Source organism: Enorma phocaeensis (genome assembly GCF_900186505.1).
GTDB lineage: Bacteria > Actinomycetota > Coriobacteriia > Coriobacteriales > Coriobacteriaceae > Enorma > Enorma phocaeensis.
In genome coordinates this window covers 233655-248466 of record NZ_LT891968.1, presented here as the reverse complement: position 1 = coordinate 248466, position 14812 = coordinate 233655, and the positions used below count along the sequence as shown (strand labels likewise).

11 protein-coding genes are annotated in these 14812 nt (G+C 59.1%); 6 read left to right on the top strand and 5 right to left on the bottom strand.

Features of this window, described 5'->3' with window-relative positions:
* Positions 1–111: 111 nt before the first annotated feature.
* Positions 112–1332: an IS110 family RNA-guided transposase gene (locus C1717_RS01495; protein ID WP_245859336.1), complete on the bottom strand. Its 1221-nt coding sequence runs from the start codon at positions 1330–1332 to the stop codon at positions 112–114.
* Between the two features lie 47 nt (positions 1333–1379).
* Positions 1380–1670 (bottom strand): IS110 family transposase, encoded by a 291-nt coding sequence (locus C1717_RS01490; RefSeq protein ID WP_425430935.1) that lies wholly within the window; start codon positions 1668–1670, stop codon positions 1380–1382.
* Positions 1671–2016: 346 nt separating this feature from the next.
* On the opposite strand from C1717_RS01490, the gene C1717_RS01485 reads away from it, so the two are divergent.
* From C1717_RS01485 to C1717_RS01475, 3 genes are all read left to right on the top strand, one after another.
* On the top strand, positions 2017–2547 hold the full coding sequence (locus C1717_RS01485) for a hypothetical protein (protein WP_146003642.1): 531 nt from the start codon (positions 2017–2019) through the stop codon (positions 2545–2547).
* Positions 2547–4661, top strand: coding sequence for a DEAD/DEAH box helicase family protein (locus C1717_RS01480; protein ID WP_102371483.1), 2115 nt, complete (start codon positions 2547–2549; stop codon positions 4659–4661). The genes C1717_RS01485 and C1717_RS01480 overlap by 1 nt, the downstream gene beginning before the upstream one ends.
* Positions 4662–4817: 156 nt before the next feature.
* Positions 4818–6833: an AAA family ATPase gene (locus C1717_RS01475; RefSeq protein WP_102371482.1), complete on the top strand. Its 2016-nt coding sequence runs from the start codon at positions 4818–4820 to the stop codon at positions 6831–6833.
* A 127-nt stretch (positions 6834–6960) separates the two neighbouring features.
* Here C1717_RS01475 and C1717_RS01470 read toward each other — a convergent pair whose 3' ends face one another.
* Positions 6961–7983, bottom strand: coding sequence for an IS1595 family transposase (locus C1717_RS01470; protein WP_219722246.1), 1023 nt, complete (start codon positions 7981–7983; stop codon positions 6961–6963).
* Positions 7984–8136: 153 nt separating this feature from the next.
* Between C1717_RS01470 and C1717_RS01465 the strand changes: the two genes are divergently transcribed.
* The 3 genes from C1717_RS01465 to C1717_RS01455 all read left to right on the top strand — a co-directional run bounded on the left by C1717_RS01465 (position 8137) and on the right by C1717_RS01455 (position 10963).
* Positions 8137–8472, top strand: coding sequence for a hypothetical protein (locus C1717_RS01465; protein ID WP_146003641.1), 336 nt, complete (start codon positions 8137–8139; stop codon positions 8470–8472).
* 902 nt (positions 8473–9374) lie between these two features.
* Positions 9375–10553 carry an ATP-binding protein gene (locus tag C1717_RS01460; protein ID WP_102371480.1) on the top strand — a complete coding sequence of 393 codons (1179 nt, stop codon included), beginning with the start codon at positions 9375–9377 and terminating at the stop codon, positions 10551–10553.
* Between the two features lie 80 nt (positions 10554–10633).
* The gene (locus tag C1717_RS01455) at positions 10634–10963 is read left to right on the top strand and encodes an HIRAN domain-containing protein (RefSeq protein WP_102371479.1); all 330 of its coding nucleotides are present in this window, start codon (positions 10634–10636) and stop codon (positions 10961–10963) included.
* A 62-nt stretch (positions 10964–11025) separates the two neighbouring features.
* Here C1717_RS01455 and C1717_RS01450 read toward each other — a convergent pair whose 3' ends face one another.
* The gene (locus C1717_RS01450) at positions 11026–11766 is read right to left on the bottom strand and encodes an SDR family NAD(P)-dependent oxidoreductase (protein WP_102371478.1); all 741 of its coding nucleotides are present in this window, start codon (positions 11764–11766) and stop codon (positions 11026–11028) included.
* A gap of 214 nt (positions 11767–11980) precedes the next feature.
* Positions 11981–14740 carry a DEAD/DEAH box helicase gene (locus C1717_RS01445; protein ID WP_245859346.1) on the bottom strand — a complete coding sequence of 920 codons (2760 nt, stop codon included), beginning with the start codon at positions 14738–14740 and terminating at the stop codon, positions 11981–11983.
* Between the last annotated feature and the right edge of the window lie 72 nt (positions 14741–14812).

Genomic DNA, 14812 nt, shown 5'->3' with positions numbered 1-14812 from the left:
GGGGGGTGTTCCTATAGTTTTGTCAACTGATTTTGTTGGCAAAGATCACTGCTTTCGAGCATGCTGACGCCAGCCCTTGTCGGGCTGGCGTTTTTCTATGGCTCTGGCTAGCTAGGCCGAGTACGGGACCTTGTCCCTCATGATCGCGTAGATCACCTTCATCCTCTTCCTGGCGACCGCCTTCAATGCCTCTCCGTGGCACATGCCGCGATCCCTGCATTTGCGGTAGTAGTCGCCGAACCGGCCCCTGCTCCTGCTAAGCGAGTTGCAGGAGAAGATGAGCAGGTTTTTCAGCCTCTTGTTTCCCTGGCGCGAGGCGCTCACCGACGATATCGACTTGCCTGACTGGCGGTTCCTGGGAGCGATTCCGCAATACGATGCGAGGTGGTCGTGGTCGGGGAAGTCGTCGATGTCGATGCTTATCACCAGCTCCGATGCGGTCCTTGGGCCGATTCCTGGGATGGTCAGCAGGCATTCGTAAGTGCCGTCCTCGACGAGCAGCGCCGTTATCTCCGTGTCGAGCCTTGCGGCTTCCTCGGCGGACTCCCTGATACGCCTGGCAAGCATCCTGACCTGCGGGTTCTCTGCCATGACCTGGTATTCGGACGGGCGCGTCGACGACGATATCGCCGCCAGCGCGGCGTCGATGCGCGCCCTGTTCGCGCCGCGGGTCACGGCGCCGACGGCAGGCTTGCCGGCATCCAGGATGCCCCAGGGGCCGCCCAGGGACTCCATCATCTTCAGCCAATGGGGATCGGCCAGGTCGGCCAGCGCCTCGAACGCGGGGCAGCTTTCCAGGAGTATGCTCCTGAGCCTGTTCTTGTCACGGGTGGAGCAGGTGACCATGTGGTTCCTCTGCGCCGCCATCGACCTTGCGGCCTCGAGCCTCTCGTCGCGCCTTGGCACGGGCAGCAGCGAATCCGGGATGCCGAGCGCCGTCTTGGCTATGACCGCGGCGTCGCGCTCGTCGGTCTTGGCGTCGCCCGCGAACAGCTTGGCAGCTCCGTGGGCGGCGATTCCCGGCAGGTAGGCGACGGGCAGCCCGGCCAGCCTTGCCCTCGATATCGCCAGCGACCCGATGTTGCGCACTTGGTCGACGACGACCAGCGTCCCTGCATCCACTCGGGCGAACAGGCTGTCCAGGTCATGCTCGGTGTTGGCCACGGGGCCGCTGGCGAGGATCTCGCCCTGCCTGGTCACGTGGCACGCCCAATGGGAGAACTTCCCGACGTCGAGGCCTATTACGGCAGGGCAGGCGGTGGCTTCGGTCAGCATGATGGTATCCTTCCAATCGTCGGTCGATCGGAATGCTGCCTCGCGCGACACCCACATTACCTGGCCGTGGCGCTCTTTGGTCGGAGGAGCCCGGCAGTTTCCTATTAGTCGTNCTTGGCAGCTCCGTGGGCGGCGATTCCCGGCAGGTAGGCGACGGGCAGCCCGGCCAGCCTTGCCCTCGATATCGCCAGCGACCCGATGTTGCGCACTTGGTCGACGACGACCAGCGTCCCTGCATCCACTCGGGCGAACAGGCTGTCCAGGTCATGCTCGGTGTTGGCCACGGGGCCGCTGGCGAGGATCTCGCCCTGCCTGGTCACGTGGCACGCCCAATGGGAGAACTTCCCGACGTCGAGGCCTATTACGGCAGGGCAGGCGGTGGCTTCGGTCAGCATGATGGTATCCTTCCAATCGTCGGTCGATCGGAATGCTGCCTCGCGCGACACCCACATTACCTGGCCGTGGCGCTCTTTGGTCGGAGGAGCCCGGCAGTTTCCTATTAGTCGTCAGAAGCAGCGGCGCCCGCGTCGGCAACACCCCCCGGGCCCTCAAGGGGCAGGGGCATAAGGCCGTCCGCGGGCGCCCGATCGGCAGTCCCTCGGGACATATGTCAATCGTAGTCCGACCGTCTAAGCGGATGGCTTAAGCGATTGGGCTAACTACTTCTCAAACTGTAATGGGTGCTTCGAAAAGCTCTTTTCACTTATTCGGCGGTCGTCGCTTGGGCAAATCTATGCGCAGGTGCTCAAGTTCTCGGAAACGGAACTTATTTCGACTGCGAATGTGCCGCAGTTCAGTAGCATCGACTCGGCATTGCGCGTTCCTGAGGTGCTTTGTGCGCTTGACGAGGCGCAGACATTTGACCAGCTCGGGGTCTATCTTGATTACGACTCGAGCAAAAAAGTAACTGCGAACAAGAAATATGGAGAAAATCACGCCAAACTTGCCACGCTGCTTGACCTAGCGGACATCGTATCTGGGGCGCCACTGCACGTATGCGCAACCCCGTTCAGCGAGCGATTCCGTGCGCTCTCGCTCGACGAGCAGAGGAGCATGACGGCGCGTCTGGCATTCCGGATTCCGATAATCCAGAGGATTCTAATTGATGCGGCTCATGGGTCGGTGGACGCATCGGAATACTTGAAGCCTTTTTCTGAGAGCACGAAAAAGAGAAGGTTGCCCAACCTGCGGACACTTTTTGTCCTTATCGAGCAACACGCTTGTGAAGATGATGAGCGCTTGCTGAATGCACTGAGCAATGTGAGGCTCTGATGGGACTCAAGGATTTGGACATTCTTCCTTCTTATGAAACGCTTGAAGGGGCTGATCCGGTAACCGAGTTCTATGTTCCGGCGCTTGCCGAGTCGGTCGAATACGACCGAAGTGTTGGGTTCTTTTCTTCCGCAAGTCTTGCTTTGGCGGCCCGGGGCATCGCTGGGCTTATTTACAACCAGGGACGGATGCGCCTTGTTGTTAGCCCCCACCTTTCAGGGCAAGATATTGAAGCGATACGACAGGCGCAGGACAATCCGAGTGAGGCGATTGAGTCAATCATGAGCGAGGGCCTCATGGATGTTGACGCGCTTGCCGATGAAATCGAGCGCGACCATGTTCGAGCGCTGGGCTGGATGCTTGCGAACGGCTTTCTCGAGCTGCGCATTGCCTGCATCGTAGATGAAGCCGGGGGTATTCTTCCGAATCAGCTCTTTCATCAAAAGGTTGGCATTCTGAGAGATGCTGACGGTCAGGCGCTTTCCTTCAGTGGGTCAATAAACGAGACAGCCTCTGGATGGTTATTCAACTCAGAAGAATTCAAGGTCTTCAAAAGCTGGGATGAAGGGCAGCGAGGCTTTTTCGAATCTGATGAACGCAAGTTCTCCGAGCTGTGGGAGAACCAGCGAGAACGAGTCATGACGTTCGAGCCCAAAGGCAAATTCTGCGACATGCTCGTTGCTGAGGGTAAGGACTTCGATATCGAATACAGCTCCATTTCTCGGAAAGCGCGTCCGAAGGTTGACCGGATCTCCTTGTTTCCCTATCAGAGGGAAGCATTGGAAGCGTGGCGCCAGCACGATGGCAGGCTGCTCTTCGAGATGGCAACAGGCACCGGTAAGACGAGGACGGCCCTCGCATGTGTTCAGGAATTGCTTTTGTCGGGACGCAGGTTCGCATGTGTTATTGCGACGCCGCAAAGCACCCTGTCTCGTCAATGGGAGCGCGAGCTGGCTGCGCTTGGATTGAAGTTCGATAAATCAGTTTTTGCGGACTCGTCTGCTGGAACGAGCGCTCAATGGTCATCGGAAATCCGAGCTGCTCTTGGCAGGATAGCCATTGGCATTGATAAGACGGTGGTCATTTTCACCACCCATGCAAGCGCCGCGAACGAGCTGTTCGTGCGTGCTATCGAGGGGGCTGATAATTCCATCATCACCTGTATGGTTGGCGATGAAGTTCACGGCATGGGTTCTTGCGAGCATAGACGCGCGCTGTTTGATAGATACGACTATCGCATCGGGCTCTCGGCGACCCCATCTCGTTGGTTCGATGAAGAAGGCTCCGCGTTGCTCCGCGCCTTTTATGGAGGAGCTTCGTTTGAGTTCACCATCGAGGATGCCCAAGATACGATTAACCCTTTGACTGGCGAGACGTTTCTATGCCCTTATGAATACCATCTGGTGACCGTGGAGCTTACGGATGAGGAAGCGGAAAAGTACAACCAGCTAACCAGGCAAATTTCCAAGCTTTCTCACTCTGACGACGACGAGACCAAAGAGCGCTTAGATCAGCTGCTCAGAAGGCGTGCGCTCATCAAGAAAGACGCCGAGACAAAACTCGATGCTTTTGACGATTTGCTGTCTAAGGTCGATTGCAATGATTTGCTCGTCTTTACGTCCCCTCGACGAATTAATGAAGTAGAAGCGTTGCTGGCAAAGCACGGTGTGGCCGCACATCGCATCACGCAACAGCAAGGTACACGCCTCAAGCGAGATCTCGGTGGCCTCAGCGAACGAGACTACATCATCAACATGTTCAGAGAAGGCGTGCTTCAGGCGCTTGTCGCCATCAAATGTTTGGACGAGGGTATCGATATCCCGCAGGCAAAATGCGCGATTCTGCTATCAAGCAGCACGAATCCACGAGAGTACATACAGCGAGTTGGTCGTGTTATCCGAAGGAGTCCAGGAAAAGAGCTCGCACACATATACGACTTCGTTGTCATCCCGGACTGGAGCAGGCTGGAGCTGTTTGGAGATATCGAAGCGGAGCGAAAACTCTTCAACCAGGAGCTTGTGCGAATAGAGGACATGCGTGCGAGCGCGAGCAATAGCACGGAGCTGTTGATACAGACGAGAAAACTATTGGGGAGGGCATATGGCGATCAATAGGCGAGTAATGGAGAAAATCCGCGAGAGGGCGAAGGGAGACGAACAGGTTCTTTCGTTCTTGCGAGATTTGCTCGTATTCGAAACGACAAGCTCGGGTCGCTATACCAAGGAGTATGAGCAGATTCTGCGTAAGTATGCGACTCAGGGAGAGAAGAAATGAGATTTCGCTCCATAACCATCGAGAACTATCGTCAGTATCGCAACCTTACGTTGAGCTTTTCGCCAGGGGAGCATGACTTGCAGGTAATCGTTGCGGATAACGGTGTCGGTAAAACCAATTTATTGAACGCGTTTACCTGGTGTTTATATGATGAGGAGCCTCATCTCGGAAACTCAGGCAAGCAGGCTTCAGGACAGCGCATTGAGCCAAGATTAAATAAGGAAGTCATCCAGGAATGCGCGGACCGTGGGGGAGATACCGCCATCGTTCGCGTTTCAATCGACCTTGAATACGAGCGCGACCGTAAGCGATGCGCTTTGCGCGTTACGCGCTCGGTACCGTTTAAAGTCGATAAAGACGCCGGATACTTTGAAGTGAAATACGACAAGCGTTTTTCAATCGCTTGGATTGATGGGGAGGACAGGCTTCCGCTATGGAGTGACGCGGCAAGCGAGTACCTTGACAAGCTGTTGCCTCAATCAATTCGAGAATACTTTTTCTTCGACGGAGAGCAGCTCGATTCGTATTTCAAAGCAACCGGCGGTGAGCGCATCAAGGAAGCGGTTTATTCCATCTCGCAAATTGATTTGTTCCACACCATGATTGAGCGCTTGGACAAGATAATTAGGTCACAGCGTACGAAAGCTTCCGTATGTTCGGTGGATACAAAAAAGTATGAGCAGATTCTGACGGAAGCTGAACAGCTTGCCAACGGATGCGAAAAGTTCATTAAGAGGAAAGAAGCCGAAATCGAGCAGCTTGACCAACAACTTTCCGAAATCGGAGATCGACTTCGGGGAGTTGATGATGTTCGGGATATTGAGAAAAAACGCGAGTTAGCCGAGCGCCAAAGAGATGCCGCGAGGAGTCGATTGGAACGAACGAGGAGCGAATTTTACAGCTTCGTACGTAACCGAGTCATAGACTTTTATCTGTATCCTGTCGCATCCGGCGCACTCGCAAGCATTCGCGCTTTAGAGGGGGCTGGTCAGCTACCTCCGGCAATCGATCCGGTAAAGCTGGCGGAGTCTCTCAAGACGGGGCGATGCGTCGTGTGCCGCCATGAGCTTGATGGTGAAGAGAGGGCACATATTGAGGAGCTGCTCGAACAGTACAGGGTGGGGAGCGAGACATCCAACATCCTCTCTTCCATGCGAAGTGAGTTAGGCAGAACCATAGTGGCAATCGAGAACTATCCTTCAGAGCGAAATCGGCGCATTAGCGATCTGAAAGACGCTGCAAAAGCGTTGGATAGCGCTGAAGATGAGCTTCGTGATATCGAGAAGCTGGAAGGGAAGTACGCCGACACGAAAGATGGGATTAAGAAGCTTTACGAGGATCGCAGCCTATTCCAGCGGCAGCGCGATGAGTGTTTTGAGCTAATTGGAACTCGAAGAAATAACCTCAAGAATGCCCAGACGAAGATTGAAAAATATGAAAAGTTGCTGAACCAAGCGATGCAGAAGAATGCTGAAGCTTCAGAGATAAAGGCGATCATAGATTTTGGACAGAGGGCTCTTCGCGTTTTGAAGGATGCGGAAGCGGATGTCATTCGTGAGACTAAGGAAAACATGGAGCAGCGCACTGAAGAGCTGTTCAAGGGGTTGGTGTGGAAAGAATCGAAATGCGATCGCATTGAACTGTCGCAGAACTACACGCCCTCACTTTACGATAGGGCGGGTTTCTCCTGTGCGGGAACTTGCTCAGCAGCGGAGCGCTCCCTCTTGGCACTTTCCTTTACTCTGGCAATGCATGAGGTGTCTGGATTCGATTCGCCTCTGTTTATCGATACGCCCATTGCCCGAGCGTCTGGTGAGAACCGTGAGAACTTCGCGCGGACGCTCGTCGAGGTCAGTAAGGGCAAACAGCTTATTCTCGCTTTCACGCCCGATGAGTATTCTGAGTCCATCTCAAATGAATTTGGCCCCGCGACGGCGACCTACATCAGGTTAAGGTTGGATGCAAGTGAATCTCACGTCGCAGAACCGGAGGTAATTGTTCATGGCAAGTGAAGATTTGAAGCCGGTGCAGGCAACGCTGGGAATTGACGGACATGTAGATTCTTCGGTGCTCCCCGGGATGAACGATCTCGAGTTCTTTTCCAAAATCTAACAGTCTAGAACTTAGGTGATAGGGAGCCTACGTTGAGCTGCGGAAGCGCGCGTCGGTCATGAGAAGATGGCGGACCACCCTCGCGATCTCGGGCCATCTCTCGCCGTCGCGCTTCACCCTGAACAGGTAGACGTAGAGGTTGAGGTAGGACTGCAGGTTCTTCGGATCCATGCCGGTGAACCTCCACAGGTAGCGCTTGATCCAGGAGCACAGGTTGTTCACGAGGGCCATCGCCTCGAGGTAGACCGGGTCCCGCACGTCGGCCTTGTAGCTCTCGTCGACGAGCCCGTTCTCCCGCACCAGCGCGCCGTGCGCCCGCTCGCGGTCGTGCACTAGGACGGAGCCCTCGGCGATGTGCGCCTTCAGCGCCCCCCTGATCCGGGCGGACGACGGCTTGCCGTGCCCGCAGACCACGGCGACGGGCTCCTTTCGGGAGTCGATGCCCACCGCGATGCAGATCTGCTGCCTTGAGAGCCCCCGCTTGCGGGCCTGCCCGTAGCCCCTCGAGAGGTCCGTGTCGTTGACGTAGGTCTCGTCGATCCAGACGCGTCCCCGGAGCACGACGCGGTCCTGGTAGCCGTCCACGGCCGCGAACAGGCGGTGGCGCCACTCCCAGGCGGTCTGGTGGCTTATGCGGCAGGCCGCCGCGCAGGCGTCGAGCGGCACCGCGAAGAGCGCCAGCCTGATGAAGTCGACCCAGGTGGCGAGGGGCTTCTTGCAGCCCTCCAGGACGGTGCCGGTGAGCGAGGTGAACCTCGCGCCGCATCGCGGGCAGCGCCACCTGCGCACGCCCGAGGGCTCGAACCCGTCCCTCCAGGGGGCGGTCCCGCCGCACGACGGGCAGGCCGGTTCGGGACGGTACGCCTCGGCGGCCTCGGCGAGGGTCCCGAAGCCGGCCTCCTCGCGCAGCCTCCTCTCGGCGACGGCGGCGGACAGCAGGTCGAGCTCGCCGGCGGCGAGGCCGTCGACGAGCCCCGAGTAGGGGTTCGTGCGCTTCATGGCGGGGTCTTCCCATCCGCCCGAACGCCCACCCGGAGGGATTGTCGCCAAACAAAGATCCGGGTGGGCGCTCGGGCTGACTCTCTGTTTGGCTGGGAAGAGTATAGCCCGGCCGCCGAGAGCCGGATCGCCTATCACCTAAGTTCTAGACTGTTAGATTCCAAAAACATCGAAGGGGGCAGGGTAGAGAACAAGGATGTCTTCATGCTCGCTTTCGCAATCGGTGTTCATAATGATATGGCGATTAAGCCTCCTGCAAGGGTGGGTGGAGGATTTATCCGCACCTCCTACCTTTCCGACAAGCAAAACGTTCTCATGAGAGCCGTGCATTATGCTCAGTCAGATTACGCGGAGTCTGATTCGTTAAGAGATACTCATGCAACGTATGAGCTGGCTGAGGCGTATGCTAACGGTGGTTTTCAGATAATCGAGGGCGACCTTGCTCAGAACATGGGCTCGGAGGAGCTGGCGAACCAGTACATTCGTGAAATGGATGAACTATACGAGCAATACACGGGAAAACAGATAAGCGCTTCATAAGCGATAGCCCATATTCTTGATTTAAGATCTGACCATGTCTGCATAAAAGTGAGCTAGGTCTCACTTTTATGCAGGCCGCATGCTTCCATTGGTCAATATATCCGCATGCGGTCATACATCCCTTTTTCCGCAGGAGATGATGTGAGGAAGGGACCATAAGAAAGGTCGCTTATATCTTTCAGCCGTCTGAGCCTCGTGTGCCAATCGTCAACTTCGATGACTCTGCTGCCTCCGCGTAGGTTGGCAGAGTGATTGCGTGCCATCGCTGAGGCTTGTCTGCAGTATTATCCAGATGGAGCGAATGCGGAGGAGACCATCGAATCTTTTGGGGCGTTTAGCAGGAAGATTTTTTGTTATTCAGTCGCAGGGCGGTGTCTATGCTTAGTCATGCAAGTCGATTAGGGAATTCTGAAGCCGTTGCCTTGCGGCAGGAGAATCGTTCTCATGGATATACAGGGAGCAGTTTCCTTGGCATCATCGGTCGAATGCTCGAACATGAGGTTTTCACTAGTTGTAGAGGTTGATGGTTGAAGGCACAGAGGCATTGGAGCAGTCATATTTCGCACGCCTAATGTTCGAGCAAAATGCTTGCAGTGCTGGAGCGACAGTAGGGCGAAGAGCTCAAGCGGTTGCGATGCGGTTTCGATGGCTGGATGGCCTGGCTGCGGACATACGGCGCGACGGATGGCTGAAGTCTTCAACAAACGGGATCGGTTGCGCGGCACAGTGCCTCAACATTGTCATGAGATGCTTCAGAATGGCCGGGAGTTGGCAATTTATCCTAGCAAGATTTGAAATATCAATTTTTGACAGATTATACTACCAGAAACTTATAATCTAAGTATTGATAAGTTGATTAACGGAAAAGCCAGGCTTTCCGAGGCGAATGGGCGGAGGAGCGAATGTATGAGCGAGCGTGGGTAAAGCTTCTGGTTGATCGTCTTTGCGAGCCGCGGTGCTTCATCCAGATCGTGGTTGGCTCGCGCCAAACGGGTAAGAGCACAGGTGTCAATCAAGCCCTTTCATACATCGATGTGCCACGCATCGATTTCTCGTTCGATCGACCTCGGGACCGGCGTGCTCGCAAGCTGGAAGAGGTCTGGGAGTCTGCCCGGGAGGTCGCCGCGCGCGAGGGCGAGGTGATTCTATCCCTCGATGAAGTGCAGAAGGTTCCCGACTGGTCCTCAACGGTGAAGTTCCTTTGGGATGAGGACACGCGGACGCAGCAAAACGTCAAGGTGGTTGTAACTGGATCGAGCACGCTTACGCTGCGCCGCGGAATGTCCGAATCGCTCAAGGGCCGCTACGAGCTCATCCACTCGACCCAGTGGACCTATGACGAGTGCCGGGAAGCCTTCGGGTGCGAGCTGGACGAGTACCTTTACTTCGGCGGCTATCCAGGTGCGGTGCAGCTTAGGGCGGATGAGTCCCGTTGGAGCTCCTATGTGCACGACGCCATCATAGAGCCCACGCTGACGCAGGACATCCTGGAGATGGAGACGGTTCGGAAGCCAGCTCTCCTCCGTGCGCTGTTCGAGGTGGGTGCGGCGTATTCCGCACAAGAGATCTCGTATCGAAAGCTCTTGGGCCAGCTTGACGACCGGGGCAACACGGAGACCATCGCGCACTATCTCGATTTGCTTTCGCATGCCGGTCTAATGAGTGGAATTAAGAAGTATGACGAGAAGGTCCTTAAGCAACGGGGCAGTTCACCGAGGCTGCTCGTCCACGATACCTCCCTCATGGTGGTTGCTTCCGGCGAGGGGCGCTCTAGGCTGCTCGAAGACAAGGACAGGCGTGGCCACCTTGTTGAGACGGCAATAGGCGCCCACTTGCTCGCCCGCTCTGCTCGAGAGAAGTTCACGGTCAATTGGTGGAGGGACGGTTCTAGCGAGGTGGATTTCGTGGTGACGCAGGGTAGAAAGAGGACCGCCATCGAAGTAAAGAGCGGTCGCATCAAGAGCCTCAAGGGATTGGGTGAGTTCGTCCAGCGGTTTCCCGGTACCTACGCCCTCGTTATCGGGTCGGATGAGTTCCCGGTGGAGGATTTTCTCTTGGGGAAGGTCTCGCTGTTTCAATAATATGTCCGTACGGGGTCGTACTCTGGCATCGTCAAACGAAGCCGCCGGTTGGCTGGCGGCGCGGGGCCAAGGAGGCAGCCATGTACGTACCGTCACGCAATCTCATGTCGTTTCACGTCGCGGGGTTCCAGTATTGGGATGGAGCGCTCGTCCTCGACCAGTTGAAACCTGGCCAGCAGCTCGAGCTCGTTCCCGAAATCGAGAATCCGCATGATCCCGAGGCGGTGGCCATCTACTTTAGGGGCATGAAGCTCGGTTTTGTGCCGGCGGAGATGAACAGCACCTTGTCGACGCTCCTCTACTTCGGGCACGGCGATGCGCTCGAGTGCCGCGTGCAGCAAGTCTCGCCGGACCGCAGCCCGTGGCATCAGGTGCGCGTTGGCATCTACGTCACGGACGCACGCGGGTAGGCCCGAGAGTCCGGCCGTGCAAGCGACGCCTGGTGCATACGTCACGGGACCGCGCGGAGAGCTTACACCGTCATGCCGCCGTCGACCGCGAGCACCTCGCCGGTCACATACGAGCCGAGGTCGCTCGCCAGGAACACGAACGCGTTGGCGACGTCCTCGGGTTGGCCGACGCGTTTCAACGGGATAGCGTCTGCGATGGGCTTGATCATCTCCTCAGGTAGGGAAGCGACCATGTCAGTCGCGGTGACGCCCGGGGCGACGGCGTTCACGCGGATGCCGCGAGGTCCCAGCTCGCGGGCGAGCGAGATGGTGATGCCGTTCACGGCGAACTTGCTCATGGGATATGCCACGCCGGAGGGCTGACCCATCTTGGATACCATGGAGCTCGTGTTGATGATCACGCCGCCCTCGCCGAGCACGCGTGATGCCGCCTGGCATCCGTTGAGCACGCCTTTGATGTTGATGTCGATGATCTTGTCGAATTCCTCGGCGGTGTAGTCGGCAAGGGGGGTCGACTGTGAGATGCCCGCGTTGTTGCAGACGATGTCGAGCTTGCCGAAGCGCTCGACGACCTCGCGGAAGGCGGCTTCAAGCTCAGCTTCGTCGGCGATGTTGGGCGCGATGCCCATAACCGGTGCATCGGGATGCTCGGCGAGGATGGCGTCGACGGCTTTCTGGGCGGTTTCTGGACGGCTGCCGCAAAGGGCGACGTTGGCGCCTTCTTCGAGGAAGCGCTTGACGATCGCGAGGCCGATGCCGCGCGATCCTCCGGTTACGACAGCAGTCTTACCCTTGAGTAGCATGGATGCTCCTTTCATCGCGCGAGCGTCGTGCACGCGCAGTTGACTCATCACGTTTCTGCTACCCAAGCGGTCGCGCGTTATGCTAAGGTATTCGGCCTGCTCGGCGCACGGAGCGACGGGTATCGGCGACCGACCTGGCGAGTATCTTGCTGCCGGTCCCCCTAAACTCTGCGTGGCGAACGCGCCTCAGCGGAACAGGATGGTTGACGCAGGGCTACTGCTCCAGCAGCTCCTCGATGAACCCGACGCGGTAGTTCTTGAACACGGCCTCGCTTTCCTCCTGCGTGGCGTCGAGGTCCACGTCGGCCATGATGCCAAAGTCGTGGTCGCCGTCGCCGTCATGGAAGATCTGGTGCACATGCCACACATGGCCTCCGTCGGCCGTGGGCTTGAGCTCATCGGACTCGTCGATGGTGAAGAACGCCGTCGAGCGCGCGTCGCCGTCTACCAGCAGCTCCTCGTGCGCCTCGAAGAAGGCGTCGAGCGCGCGGCGCCAGCGGACCTCGCCCATGCCCCAGGCCTCGTCCAGCTCCCCCAGCTCGTCGGCGCGCTCGCGGGCGGCCAGGCTCACGCGGCGGAAGAGGGCGTTGCGCACCAGCAGCGTCATGCCGCGCCGGTCTGCCACCACCACGTCCGCCTCGCTCGGCGGAGCGGCGTCAAAGGTAGCATCCTCGCCCGCGGCGGCCCACTCGTCCACCAGGCTGGAGTCGACGCTCCGCACCACGAAGCCCAGCCACGAGATGATGTCGTTCAGCTGGTCGTTGCGTTTCTCCAACGGTACGGTGCGGTCGAGCGACCGGAACGCTTCGGCGAGGTAGCGCAGCAGGATGCCCTCGGACCGAGCGATGCCGAGCTTCTGGATGTAGCCCTTGAAGTCCGCCGCGCTCTCCAGCATGTCGCGCAGCACGCTCTTGGGCGAGAGCGCGTAGTCCGCCGCCCACGGCACCTTGGTGCAGTACTGGGCAAACGCCGCATCGAGCAGGTCCTCGAGCGGTTTGGGATACGTGACATCGGCGATGCGCTCCAGGCGCTCCTCGTATTCCACGCCGTCGGCCTTCATGGCGGCCATCGCGGCGTCACGCGCCTGGCGCTCCTGCGCGCGCAGCACCTGCTTGGGATCCTCGAGCGTCGCTTCCACCATGGAGATGAGGTCGAAGGTGTACGTCTCGCTCTCCGGATCGAGCAGCTCCAGCGCGGCGAGTAAAAACGGCGAGAGCGGTTGGTCGAGCGCGAAGTCCTCGGGCAGATCGACCGTGAGGGAGTACTCGACCTGCGGCTCTGCGTCTGCGGGGGCGTCCGCGCCATCGGGAATCTCGTCGCGCACCACCACGCCGGTGTCGATGAGCGTGGCGAAGATCTCGCTCGCGCGCGCCTCGAGCTTGAGCTTCTCCTCGGGCGTTTGCAGGCTCGCCTCGATGAGCTCGCTCACGCGGGCACGCGCGTCGCCGCCGCGTTCCACCATGGAGAGCACCATCGAGTTGGTGATGCGCAGCCGGGGCTTGAGGGTTTCGGGCGCCGCCTCGCAGAGACGCTCGAAGGTCTGCTTGTTCCAGGTGACGAAGCCCTCGGGCGGTTTCTTCTTCTTGAGCTTGCGCAGCTTCTTGGGATCGTCGCCGGCCTTTGCGACGAGCTTGGCGTTTTCGATCTCATATTCGGGGGCCTCGGCGATGACCATGCCCTCGGTGTCGAAGCCCGCTCGTCCGGCACGCCCGGCGATCTGGTGGAACTCACGTGCGCGGAGGCGCCGCATGCGGTACCCGTCATACTTGGTGAGCGCGGTGAGCACCACGGTGTGGATGGGCACGTTGATGCCCACCCCGAGCGTGTCGGTGCCGCAGATGACCGGTAGGAGCCCCTGCTGCGCCAGACGTTCAACCAAGAGGCGGTAGCGCGGCAGCATGCCGGCATGGTGCACGCCCACGCCGTTCGAGATGAGGCGCTTCAAGATCTTGCCGAACGCTGTGGTGAAGCGCGTTCCCTTGGCGGCCTCCTTCACGGCCTCGCGCTGTTCCTTGGTGGCGATGCCGAAGTTCGCGAGCGACTGCGCCGTGGAGAGCGCGGCGTCCTGCGAGAAGTGCACGATGTAGAGCGGCGCCTCACCGCGGCGCAGCGCCAGCTCGACCGTGCCCTCGAGCGCGGTGTCTACGTACTCGTAGGCGAGCGGCACGGGGCGCGGCGCGTCCGTCACACGGTCGACGGTGTGCCCGGTACGCTCCTCCAGCGCGTCGGCGATCTGCGTGACGTCGCCGAGCGTGGCGCTCATGAGCATGAACTGCGTATGCGGCAGCGTGAGCAGCGGCACCTGCCACGCCCAGCCGCGGTCGGGGTCGGCGAAGTAGTGGAACTCGTCCATGGCGACGACGCCCACGTCGGTGTCCTCGCCCTCGCGGAGCGCCTGGTTGGCGAGGATCTCCGCCGTGCAGCAGATGACGGGCGCTTGCGTGTTGATGTGGGTGTCACCGGTGATCATGCCGACGTTGTCGCGGCCGAGTACCTCGACCAGGTCGAAGAACTTCTCGGAGACGAGCGCCTTGATGGGAGCGGTGTAGTAGGCGCGCCGTCCCTGCGCCATGCCGAGGAAGAGCATGCCGAGCGCCACGAGCGACTTGCCGGAGCCGGTCGGCGTGCCCAGGATCACGTGGTCGCCGGCGGCGAGGTCCATGAGGGCCTCTTCCTGGTGCTCCCAGAGCTCGATGCCGCGCTCGTCGCACCAGCCGAGAAAGCGCTCGAAGGCCTCATCTGCCGTGCACCAGGGCTCGGGTTCCTCGCCCTCTGCCGGTTCCCACCAGCTGGGGGAGAGTGCTCCCAGCGATCCGCGCTCGCCCGTGCTGCCGGTGCCGGCGGCGAACGAGCTGGAACTTGCTGCGATGGCGTCGCGGTTTGCCGCGCCGGCGCCGGAGCTGTTGCCGGCTGGTTGCCCGTTTGCGGTATCGGTGCGCGATGCCATGCCTCGTGCGGTGCCGTTCTGTGCCATGGTGCCTCCTTTTCCGGTCCCTATTATCGCCGAAGCAGGGGACGTCGCGCCGGACGCATTGGGCGCCAACCC